The organism is Gordonia amarae NBRC 15530, assembly GCF_000241345.1.
In the GTDB taxonomy this organism is placed as follows: Bacteria; Actinomycetota; Actinomycetes; order Mycobacteriales; family Mycobacteriaceae; genus Gordonia; species Gordonia amarae.
The window spans coordinates 24,840-35,199 of record NZ_BAED01000023.1 but is presented as its reverse complement, the minus strand read 5'-3'; the positions used below and the strand labels follow the sequence as shown (position 1 = coordinate 35,199).

The following is a 10,360-nucleotide window of genomic DNA, read 5'->3' as shown; positions in this document are numbered from 1 at the left end:
TGCGTCGCTTCGGCCTCAGGGATCAAGAATGTGCTCGGCTTTCGGCTTTGGAGGTGGTCACCTCATGTGCGTATCTCGCCGGACCCTTCGAGACCCTCGCTCCTTCGTCGCTTCGGCCTCAGGGATCAAGAGGGTGCTCGGCTTTCGGGGTCTTGATGGCGGTGACGTCAGGCGTTCGCCTCCTCAAGAGTCAAGATGCGGGGACGCGACCAGACATCTTGATCCCTGAGGAGAGGCGCGCGAGCTTGCGAGCGGGACTCGTCACGAAGGGTCCGGCGAGATGAGGCTCCCAGCTCAGCGATAGGTGAAACGCTGCGCACCGTCCAAGCGCACGACCTCACCGTTGAGATAGGTGTTCTCCAACAGATGCTGCGCCAGCGCCGCGAACTCCTCCGGCTCACCCAAACGCTTCGGAAACGGGATATTGGCCGCGAACTTCGCCAGCATCTCCTCACCGACCCCCTTCATGATCGGAGTCGCCATCGTCCCCGGGGCGATCGTGTTCAACCGGATACCCACCGAACTCAGATCCCGCGCCCCCGAGATCGTCATCCCGATCACTCCCGCCTTGGCCGCCCCGTAGGCCAACTGCCCCATCTGCCCCTCCAACCCGGCGATGGAACTGGTCATCACGATCGCCCCGCGTTCCCCGTTCTCCTTCGGGTCGAGCTGCGCGATCTGCGCCGACGCCAACCGCAACACATTGAACGTGCCGGTCAGATACAGGTCGATGGTCTTGGCGAACCCCGCCCGATCATGCGGACTGCCATCACGGTTGACCACCTTCTGCCGCACCCCGAACCCGCCATGGGTGATCACCGCATACCGCAACACCCCCAGCTCACCGGCCCGATCGATCGCCGCCTGCACCGAGCCGTCATCGAGGACATCGGTCTTCACATACGCCACCCGCTCACCGAGCTCGTCAGCCAGCGCCGTCGCCGCCTCGTCGTTGAGGTCGGCGATCACCACCGACGCCCCCGCCGCATGCAAACGCCGCACCGTCGCGGCCCCCAGACCACCCGAACCACCGGTGACGACGGCGACTTCACCTTCGAAAGACATTGATGCTCCCTTGTTTTCATACTTGTGCGGACATATGGGTCAGCGACCGGCTGCACCTCGCCGGTTGAGGTGCGAGGTCGCCCAGCGACCGAGCCTCGAAACCCGGTGAGATGACATGTCGTCTCACCGGGTTTCGAGGCTCGTCGCTCACGCTCCTCGCACCTCAACCGGCGGAAGGCCCCGGCCGATCTCCGAACTATGGGGTGGCACCGGTTTCCATCACAGAGTCGTTCTCACTCACCGGTCCAGTTGGGCTTGCGCCGCTCGGCGAACGCGGCCGCCCCCTCGGCGGCATCCTTGGACGCGAAGACCGGGGCGATGGCCTCCATCTGCTTCTGGAAACGTTCGGATGCCGGCCAATCGGGGGCCGCGACGACGATCTCCTTGATCTTGGCCACCGCCAGCGGACCGCCCTCGGTAATCTTGTCCGCCAACGCGATCGCGGCCTCGAGCGCACCGCCCTCCTCGGTGAGGATGTTGATCAGCCCGTACCGCTCGGCCTGCTCAGCGGTGAACGGTTCGCCGGTGAGCGACCATTCGAGCGCCTTCTGCAGCGGCACCCGGCCGGGGAGCCGGATGAGGCCACCGGCACCGGGGACCAGGCCGCGCTTGACCTCGGGCAGGCCGAAGCGCGCGTTCCTGGCGGCGACGATCAGGTCGCAGGCCAGCACCAGTTCTGTACCACCGGCCAGGGCGTTGCCCTCGACGGCAGCGATGATCGGCTTGACCGGGGGCTTCTCGGTGAAGCCCATGCCACGGCCGACCACATACGGGAACTCACCCTTCGCGAAGGCCTTGAGATCCATTCCGGCGCTGAAGTTTCCGCCCGCCCCGGTGATCACCGCCACCGACAGTTCGGGGCTGTTGTCGAGTTCGTCGACCGCGTCGGCAACACCTTGTGCGACGGCGAGATTCATCGCATTGCGCACCTCGGGGCGGTTGATGGTGATGATGAGCGCACGACCGCGCCGCTCAACGAGTACTGCGTCTGACATGTTCCTCTTCTCCTAGACCTCGATGACGACGGCGCCGCCCTGGCCGCCGCCCGCGCACATGGCCGACACACCGATGCCGCCGCCACGTCGCCTGAGATCGTTGATGAGGGTGGTGACCTGGCGGGCGCCCGACGCCGAGATCGGGTGTCCGAGGCTGCATCCACTGCCCGAGATGTTCACCAGTTCTTCGTCGATGCCGTATTCGCGGCAGGCGGCGATGGGCACGGAGGCGAATGCCTCGTTGATTTCCCACAGCGCCACGTCGGAGGCCTTGAGGCCGGCCCGGTCGAGGATCTTGCCGATGACCGCGACCGCACCGAAACCGGTATCACGCGGCGCGAGAGCCGAAGCGCCCCAGGCCTTCACAGTGGCCAGCGATTCGAGTCCCTCGGCGGTGGCGAGGTCGTCCCCGACGATCGCGACGGCGGCCGCGGCGTCGTTGATGCCCGAACTGTTGCCCGCGGTGATGGAGAAGCCCTCGATCTCCGGGTGCAGCACCTTCAGGCCCGCGAGGGCCTCGATGGTGGTGCCGCGACGCGGGAACTCGTCGACGGCGAACTCGGTGATCGAACCGTCGGCCAGTTCGACCTTGATCGGCAGGATCTCGCCGGCGAAGCGACCCTCATCGATGGCGGCGATGGCCCGCTCGTGCGATCGGACAGCCCAGGCGTCCATCTCCTCGCGGGTGATGCCCGCCTTCTGCGCGGTGTTCCAGCCGACGGTGATCGCCATGTCAAGGGTTGGGGCGTCGGGGGTCTCGGGGTGGCTCGGCGGCATCCACGGTTCGACGAAGTTGAACTCGCCCGCCTTGGGCACTCGCCACTTCATCAGCGGCGCGGTCGAGAGCGACTGCACACCACCGGCGACGATGGCCCGCTCCATGCCGGAGACGATCTGTGCCGACGCGTTGCCGATGGCTGTGAGGCTGCCCGCGCAATGCCGGTTGACGGCCTGGCCGGGCAGGTGTTCGTAGCCCGCGGCGACGGCCGCGTGGCGGGCGAGGTCGCCGCCGCCGTAGTTGAGTTCGGCGAAGATCACATCGTCGAACTTCTCCGGGGCCAGGCCGGAGCGCGTGACCGCGGCCTCCAAGATCCAGGTGGCGAGCTTCTCGCTCGGGGTGTTGACGAGCGAACCCTTGAACGAGCGCCCGATGGCGGTGCGCACGGCACTGACGATGACTGGTGTCGGCATGTGTTACTTCCTCGATGTGATGTGCTGGTGGCATCTACTGTAATCACAACAGTAGGTCACTCGACCTGATTGGACCAGACGCGTGTCCAGTAGATGCCCGGTCGCGATCAGCGCAATTCCGGCTCTTCCACATGGAAATGCTCGTCACGCAGGCGGAACGCCTCCTTGGTGCCGTGTTCGGCGCGGGTCTTGACGAAGTTGAACTCGCCCGGCGAGAACTGCAGGTTGGTGGCGTAGGCGTGGAACATGTAGCTGGCCACCTCCTCGCCCTGGTAGGCCTGGTTCTGCTCGACCATCCGGAACGCCTCTTTGGCGATGGTGACGCCGTCGGCCGGCATCTTGCCCACCTTCTCCGCCCAGTAGCGGGCGCGGGCGGTGACCACCTCTTTGTCGCAGGTCTCGGTGAAGATACCGAGGTGTTCGAGGGCCGATGCCTCGACGATGTCGCCGGTGAGCAGCAGCCGGCGCGCCATCACCGGGCCAAGCCGGTGGAAGAACATGTGCAGGCTGCCCAGGGCCGGGCCGAGGAACCGGGTAGCGGGCATGCCGAGCTTGGTGTCGCGGGCGATCACCGAGATGTCGCACATGAGCGCCATCTCGAAACCGCCGCCGAGCGCGAAGCCGTTGATCTCGCCGACGGTGACCTTCGGGAAGCCCATGAAGTTGTGGTAGAACTCGAACGTCTTGCGGTCGACGATCAGCCGCCGCCGCTGGCTCGGCCGGGCCTTGCGGTCCACCTTGGTGGCCGCCGCCTCACCTTCACTCTTCTCGCCGTACCAGCCGTAGGCGTTGTTCATGTTGGCGCCGGTGGAGAACACCCCACCCTCACCGCGCAGCAGCACCACGGTGATGTCGTCGTCGTCGACCACCTCGTCGAGGAAGCGGGCGAGGTCGTCGCGCATCGGCTTGTCGTACGAGTTGCGCTGCGCGGGATTGTTGAGCGTGATGGTCGCGACGCGCGCGTCACGGTCCACGTCGAACAACACCCGGCCGTCGCTACTACCGGTTTCGGTCATCAGTGTTCCTCCATAGCAAGGGTTTTGAGAGAGTCAGGGGGATGGCACCGGCTCGAGGCCGAGTTCGGCGAGGATACGGTCGGTGTCGGCGCCGAGCGCCGGGATGGGCCCGAGCGCGATGTCCCACGCCGAACTCACGCCGGGCGGCAGCAGGGTGGGTATCGTCCCGACGGGGGAATCGACGGACTGCCAGCGCTCGCGGGCGGCCAATTGCCGGTGCTCGACGAGGTCGGCCGCGGAATTGATCTTGGCCCAGCCGATTCCGGCGTCGTCGAGCAATGCGGTGGCAGCGGCGAAGTCGAGCGTGGCGAACCGCTCCACGATCAGCGCGTCCACCGCCGCCCGATGGGCCACGCGCGCCTCGTTCTTGGCGAAGCGCTCGTCGACGGCGAGCTCCGGATTGCCGAGCACGATGGTTGCCAGCCGCACCCATTCCCGATCGTTCTGCACGCTCAGCGCGAGTTTCGAGCCGTCGCCGAGCGGGTAGGCGTCGTACGGGGCGATCGCCGGATGACTCATCCCCACAACCATATTGGGGGTGTGTCCGTGCCGGGCGACGGTCACTGCGTACCCCATCCATTCGGCGACGGCATCGAGCATGCTCACCTCGACGACGCAGCCGTGCCCGGTCTTGGCGCGGGCGAGCAGCGCGTTGAGCACCGAGGTGTACGCGTACACACCCGCTGCTATGTCGGCGACGGCGATACCCGGTTTGATGGGTTCGTCGACGGTGCCGGTGACCGACACGACGGCCGCCTCGGACTGGATCAGCAGGTCGTAGGCGCGGCGGCTGTCGTCGGGTCCGCCGTTCCCGTAGCCGGAGATCTCGCAGACGATCAACTGCGGATACTTCTCGGTGAGGGTGTCCCCGTCGAGCCCGAGGGCCGCGGGAGCACCCGGTGCGAGGTTGTGCAGGAAAACGTCGGACTCGGCGAGCAGTGCGGCCAGTACCTGCTTGCCGTGATCACTCTTCACGTCCAGGGCCAGGGACTGCTTGGAGCGGTTGAGCCAGGCGAAGTGGGCGCCGATTCCGCTTGCGAGGGAGTCGAACCCACGTGCGAAGTCGCCGCCGTCGACGCGTTCGATCTTGATCACCCGGGCACCCTGGTCGGCCAGGTGCCGGGTGGCGAACGGTCCGGCGACGGCCTGTTCCATCGCCACCACGGTCACGCCCTCGAGTGGGCGCACTCCCCCGCCCATCAGGCTTGCTCCGCGGTGCCGGCTGCCGGGCGGCGGCGGCCGTAGGTGCGGGTGATGAGGTTGTCCGTATTCATCGCCACCGCATCCATCTCGCCGATGGCCAGCACCTCGTCGTCGAGCAGCAGCCGTCCGGTGGACAGCAGGCCCCGTTCGTGTTCGGTGCGGGCGATGTCGAACTCCAGCTCCCGCAGCAGCGGCGTGGGCCTGCGGTAGCGGACATTGAGCGACCTGGTCTTGCCGGCCAGCCCCTCCTGGCAGTTGTGCTGCTGCATCACCGAGTCGAAGAAGACACCGAGGAAACCGCCGTGCACCAGCCCGGGCGGGCCCTCGAAGTTCAGCGGGAACGTCACTGTGCCCGTCGCCCGATCCGGCTCCGAGGAGGTGAAGGCGAACTCGGGGAAGGCCGGGTTGTAGGCGCCGATGTTCATGGAGTGGTCGAGGTAGATCCGCCGATCGGCGGACTGCTCGTCCCCGATCCGCGGACGCGGATCCGCCGGCAACAAGGCCTCGAGCCTGTCGCTGACCGCATCGATCTGCCGGGTGATGTCGTCGACGGCCGGGTCCGCGTGCTCGAGAGCGAGCAGGATGCCGGTGAGCCTGCGGATCGTCGCGGCGGCGGCCACCGTCTGCGGCAACGGGGTCTCACCGAAGGCCATTCCCTTGCCGCCCGCGGCATACCCGACGAGCTCACTCGCGGCCGGCCCGGCGGCCGGTCGCTCAGCTGCCGGCGAACCCATGTGCGACCTCCTGTGCGCGTGCCATCTGCTCTCGTTTCCACCGGTGTGTTCCACCGGCCACGATTAGTTGCTAACTTGGACGAGTCTTAACAGTAGTGCCTACCGTATATCTAACAGTAACGTCTACGCCATTGTTGATCCAAGAGGTTGCCGGTGCCCGAGCGGTCCGGCGGAAGGGCAGGGGTGTTCCCGGTGTCCGAGGAGCCAGTCACCAGCGATGTCGCGATCTCCCACGAGGGCGCGATCCTGCGTATCGAGTTCAACCGGCCCACGGTCCGTAACTCGCTCAACCACGACATGGTGTCGCGGGTCGTCGATTCGCTGACCGCTGCCGCATCCGACGATGCGCTGCGCGCCGTGCACATCACCGGTGCGGGCGGCCACTTCTGTGCGGGCGCCGACCTGGTGTCCGGCAATGCGACCGGAGGGGAGCGGCCGCGCACCGGACGGCAGGTGCGGCGGGTGCCGCACGCCCAGCACCGCATCATCGAACTCGTCACCACCATCCAGCTGCCGGTGGTGGCCACGGTACGTGGCTGGGCCGCGGGTCTGGGCTGCAATCTGGCGCTGGCCGCAGACTTCACCGTCGCCGCGGACGACGCCGTATTCTGGGAGCCGTTCATGAGCCGCGGCTTCACCCCCGACACCGGTTCGACATGGCTGCTGCCGCGGCTGGTCGGGCTCACCCGGGCCAAGCACATGCTGCTGCTCGGCGACAAGGTGAGCGGATCGCGGGCCGCCGAGTGGGGGTTGATCCACGCATCCGCGCCCGAATCCGACGTCGACGCGGTGAGCGAGGAGCTGCTCTTGCGCCTGGCGTCGGGTCCCACGGTGGCGTTCGGCCTGGCCAAGCACGCCCTGCACGCCAATCTGCACGAATCGCTGCCCACCGCCATGGACAACGAGCTCTATGCACTCGAACTATCCACCCGCACAACAGACTTCAAAGAAGGCCTGGCAGCGTTCCGGGAACGCCGCGATCCGGATTTCACCGGCCGCTAGCCCTATCCGCCACTCACCGAAAGAGCACCGATGTCCACAGAGCTGACCTTCGAGACCATCATCTACGAGGTCGAGGGCCACACCGCCGTCATCACCCTGAACCGGCCGCACGCCCTGAACGCGTTGAGCCCGTTCATGATCACCGAGCTGCGGCGTGCCTACGACGCCGCCGAGAACGACGACCAGGTGTGGACGATCATCGTCACCGCCAACGGCCGGGCGTTCTGCACCGGCGCCGACGTCAAGGAGATCCCCGGCGACGGCAAGGTGATCAACGAACGCCCGTATCTGTCGACATACGAGCAGTGGGAAGCACCGCAGGAGGGTACCCCGCCGTTCCGCACGATGGCCAAGCCGATCATCGCCGCCATCAACGGGATCTGCTGCGGCGCAGGACTGGACTGGATCACCACCGGCGACATCGTCATCTGCTCGGACAAGGCCACCTTCTTCGACCCGCACGTGAGCATCGGCCTGGTCGCGGGCCGCGAGGTGGTGCGCCTGGCCAAGGTGCTGCCACGGTCGGTGGCGTTGCGGATGGCCATCATGGGCAAGCACGAGCGGATGAGCGCCGAACGCGCGTACGAATTGGGCCTGGTCACCGAGGTGGTGCCGCACGACGATCTGCTCACCCGCGCCAAGGAGATCGCCGACATCGTCAACTCCAATGCGCCGCTTGCGGTTCGTGGTACCAGACTGGCTATCCACAAGACGCTGGGACTGCCCATGCACGAGGCCGAACTACTGGCGGAATCGTTCCGGGAGCGCGTCACCCGCACCGAGGACGCCCTCGAAGGCCCGCGTGCGTTCGTCGAGAAGCGCGCACCCAACTGGCAGGCACGATGACCACCGCCTTCGAGACGATCCTCTACGAGGTCGACGCCGACGCCCACGTCGCCACCATCACCCTGAACCGGCCCGACGCGCTCAATACGTTCAACCGGTTGATGTGTCACGAGATGCGCGATGCGTGGGCGCTGATCAAGGACGACGACCGGGTACACGCGGTGGTGCTGCGCGCCGCCGGTGACCGCGCGTTCTCGGCCGGGCTCGACGTGCGTTCGTCCTACGGACAGCCCGAGATCGTCTGGAACCACGAGGATCCGGGCGAGCTGCTCAGCCCCAAGTGGCAGAAGATGTGGAAGCCGGTCGTGGTTGCGGTGCAAGGTATGTGCACCGCGGGCGCGCTGTACTTCATCAACGAGGCCGACGTGGTGATCTGCTCGGAGGAGGCCACCTTCTTCGACTCACACGTCACGGCCGGACTGGTGTGCGCCCTCGAACCGGTGGGCCTCATGCGCAAGGTGGGCCTGGCCGAGAGCCTGCGGATCGCGTTGCTGGGCAACGACGAACGGGTCAGCGCGCAGACCGCTCTCCGGATCAGCCTGGTCACCGAGATCACCACCCGCGAGAATCTATGGTCACGCGCGCACGAGATCGCCGCGACCATCGCGAACAAGCCGCCAACCGCCACCCAGGGCACCGTGAAGGCAATCTGGGAGTCGCTGGACAAGCCGTACCGGGCGGCGATGGATCAGGGCCTGATCTACACCCGCCTGGGCAATCCGATTGCCAAACAAGAGCTCGCGGCCCAGCAGGAGCAGGGCACGGCCGCCAAGAAACCTCCGAGGATCCGTTGATGACCACTCATCCGCTTTCCGCCCACATCGCGTCGGTCCTGGCGATCGATCCGGACGCCGGCGCCATCGACTTCGCCGGCGACTGGACCACCTGGGGTCAGCTGGGGTCGCTGGCCGGTTCGGTCTCCGCACTGGTGACCCGGCTCAACCCCGAGCCCACCCCACGCACCGGAATCCTGTTGCGCAACACCCCCGAACATGTCGCCGCGTTCCTCGGTGTGCTGCTGGCCGGCGGCACGGTGGTGGTGATCAATCCGTCCCGGGGTGACGAACGGACCCGCGACGACATCGCCGCGCTGGAGCTGCCGGTGATCATCGGCACCGAAGCGGATCTGGACAAGCTGGTCGCCGGATCGGCATCGACATCGGTGGTGCGGCTCGAAGGGATCCCGGCCGAGCCGGTGGTGGTGACCGAGGCGACCGAGAAGCCAACCGAGCAGCCGTCTTCCGAGGATGCTTCGTCGCCGGTAGCGGTGCACATGCTCACCAGCGGCACCACCGGACCACCCAAGCGCGTCGAACTGAGCTACGACATGCTGGCCCACAGCGTGCTCGGCGAGCCCGCCACGCGTATCGCCGTGCCCACCACACTCAGCAGCGGCGCCGCGATCGTCAACGCGCCGCTGGTCCACATCGGTGGTATCTACCGCATCTTGCAGTGCATCGTCGCGGCCCGCCCGTTCGCACTGCTCGGCCGGTTCGACCTCGACGAATGGGCGCGCGCGGTGCGCACCCACCAGCCGAAGGCCGTCTCACTGGTACCGACGGCGGTGCGGATGGTGCTGCATTCGGACCTCACCCGCGACGACCTCGCGAGCATCAAGGTGGTCACCAGCGGCACCGCACCACTGTCGGTGGAGGACTCCGAGGCCTTCACCGACAAGTTCGGCATCCCGATCCTCACCTCTTATGCGGCAACAGAATTCGGTGGCGGCGTGGCCGGCTGGTCGCTGCCCGATCACAAGAAGTACTGGGCGGACAAACGCGGCAGCGTGGGCCGGGCCTCCGGCGGTGCACAACTGCGGGTGGTCACCGAGGACGGCACCGTCCTGGGCCCCGACGAATCCGGGCTACTGGAGGTCAAACCGGGCCAGCTCGGCCCGGATGCGGACTGGATCCGCACCACCGACCTCGGCAAGCTCGACGCCGACGGCTTCCTGTGGATCCTCGGCCGCGCCGACCAGGCCATCATCCGCGGCGGGTTCAAGGTGATCCCCGACGTGGTGCGTGACGCCATCGAATCGCATCCGGCCGTCGCCGGTGCGTCGGTGGTGGGCCGTCCCGACGATCGGTTGGGTGAAACACCTGTCGCCGTCGTCGAATTGCGGCCCGGCGCCACTGCCACCAGCGAGGACATCCTCACCCATCTCGGTGCCCGGCTCGCCCGCTACGAGGTGCCCACCGAACTGCTCATCGTCGACACCATTCCCCGTACACCGTCCGGGAAGGCCGACCTGCGGGCCGTCCGCGATCAGCTCGCGGGCGCGATCCGATGAGCGCGCCGGCGGTAACCT

General features: G+C 67.0%; 10 protein-coding genes. 4 read left to right on the top strand and 6 right to left on the bottom strand.

Annotated elements, in window-relative coordinates; all coding sequences use genetic code 11:
• Positions 1–294 precede the first annotated feature (294 nt).
• From GOAMR_RS07175 to GOAMR_RS07150, 6 genes are all read right to left on the bottom strand, one after another.
• Positions 295–1,065 (bottom strand): SDR family oxidoreductase, encoded by a 771-nt coding sequence (locus GOAMR_RS07175; RefSeq protein WP_005184773.1) that lies wholly within the window; start codon positions 1,063–1,065, stop codon positions 295–297.
• A 233-nt stretch (positions 1,066–1,298) separates the two neighbouring features.
• Positions 1,299–2,060: a crotonase/enoyl-CoA hydratase family protein gene (locus tag GOAMR_RS07170; RefSeq protein ID WP_005184772.1), complete on the bottom strand. Its 762-nt coding sequence runs from the start codon at positions 2,058–2,060 to the stop codon at positions 1,299–1,301.
• Positions 2,061–2,072: 12 nt separating this feature from the next.
• Positions 2,073–3,251, bottom strand: a complete 1,179-nt coding sequence (locus GOAMR_RS07165) for a thiolase family protein (RefSeq protein WP_005184771.1) — start codon at positions 3,249–3,251, stop codon at positions 2,073–2,075.
• 107 nt (positions 3,252–3,358) lie between these two features.
• Positions 3,359–4,267 (bottom strand): enoyl-CoA hydratase/isomerase family protein, encoded by a 909-nt coding sequence (locus GOAMR_RS07160; protein ID WP_005184770.1) that lies wholly within the window; start codon positions 4,265–4,267, stop codon positions 3,359–3,361.
• A gap of 33 nt (positions 4,268–4,300) precedes the next feature.
• Positions 4,301–5,467: a CaiB/BaiF CoA transferase family protein gene (locus GOAMR_RS07155; protein ID WP_005184769.1), complete on the bottom strand. Its 1,167-nt coding sequence runs from the start codon at positions 5,465–5,467 to the stop codon at positions 4,301–4,303.
• Entirely contained in the window at positions 5,467–6,123 is a 657-nt protein-coding gene (locus tag GOAMR_RS07150; RefSeq protein ID WP_040514634.1) for a PaaI family thioesterase, read from the bottom strand. Before GOAMR_RS07150 ends, GOAMR_RS07155 begins: the two co-directional genes overlap by 1 nt.
• Positions 6,124–6,396: 273 nt before the next feature.
• Between GOAMR_RS07150 and GOAMR_RS07145 the strand changes: the two genes are divergently transcribed.
• The 4 genes from GOAMR_RS07145 to GOAMR_RS07130 are packed head-to-tail and all read left to right on the top strand — an operon-like array spanning position 6,397 to position 10,342.
• A complete protein-coding gene (locus GOAMR_RS07145; RefSeq protein ID WP_040514632.1) occupies positions 6,397–7,206 on the top strand; it encodes an enoyl-CoA hydratase/isomerase family protein in 810 nt (269 codons plus the stop codon).
• Positions 7,207–7,236: 30 nt separating this feature from the next.
• Complete coding sequence (locus GOAMR_RS07140; protein WP_005184762.1) at positions 7,237–8,052, top strand: enoyl-CoA hydratase/isomerase family protein; 816 nt, start codon at positions 7,237–7,239, stop codon at positions 8,050–8,052.
• Positions 8,049–8,846 (top strand): enoyl-CoA hydratase/isomerase family protein, encoded by a 798-nt coding sequence (locus tag GOAMR_RS07135; protein WP_005184759.1) that lies wholly within the window; start codon positions 8,049–8,051, stop codon positions 8,844–8,846. The genes GOAMR_RS07140 and GOAMR_RS07135 overlap by 4 nt, the downstream gene beginning before the upstream one ends.
• Positions 8,846–10,342 carry a class I adenylate-forming enzyme family protein gene (locus tag GOAMR_RS07130; protein WP_005184757.1) on the top strand — a complete coding sequence of 499 codons (1,497 nt, stop codon included), beginning with the start codon at positions 8,846–8,848 and terminating at the stop codon, positions 10,340–10,342. The genes GOAMR_RS07135 and GOAMR_RS07130 overlap by 1 nt, the downstream gene beginning before the upstream one ends.
• Positions 10,343–10,360: the final 18 nt, after the last annotated feature.

Bases quoted from the DNA above. Each gene is read 5' to 3' on its own strand.
- GOAMR_RS07140 (WP_005184762.1), top strand. From the start codon at position 7,237: ATGTCCACAGAGCTGACCTTCGAGACCATCATCTACGAGGTCGAGGGC.
- GOAMR_RS07130 (WP_005184757.1), top strand. From the start codon at position 8,846: ATGACCACTCATCCGCTTTCCGCCCACATCGCGTCGGTCCTGGCGATC.
- GOAMR_RS07135 (WP_005184759.1), top strand. From the start codon at position 8,049: ATGACCACCGCCTTCGAGACGATCCTCTACGAGGTCGACGCCGACGCC.
- GOAMR_RS07165 (WP_005184771.1), bottom strand. From the start codon at position 3,251: ATGCCGACACCAGTCATCGTCAGTGCCGTGCGCACCGCCATCGGGCGC.
- GOAMR_RS07170 (WP_005184772.1), bottom strand. From the start codon at position 2,060: ATGTCAGACGCAGTACTCGTTGAGCGGCGCGGTCGTGCGCTCATCATC.
- GOAMR_RS07150 (WP_040514634.1), bottom strand. From the start codon at position 6,123: ATGGCCTTCGGTGAGACCCCGTTGCCGCAGACGGTGGCCGCCGCCGCG.
- GOAMR_RS07160 (WP_005184770.1), bottom strand. From the start codon at position 4,267: ATGACCGAAACCGGTAGTAGCGACGGCCGGGTGTTGTTCGACGTGGAC.
- GOAMR_RS07155 (WP_005184769.1), bottom strand. From the start codon at position 5,467: ATGGGCGGGGGAGTGCGCCCACTCGAGGGCGTGACCGTGGTGGCGATG.
- GOAMR_RS07175 (WP_005184773.1), bottom strand. From the start codon at position 1,065: ATGTCTTTCGAAGGTGAAGTCGCCGTCGTCACCGGTGGTTCGGGTGGT.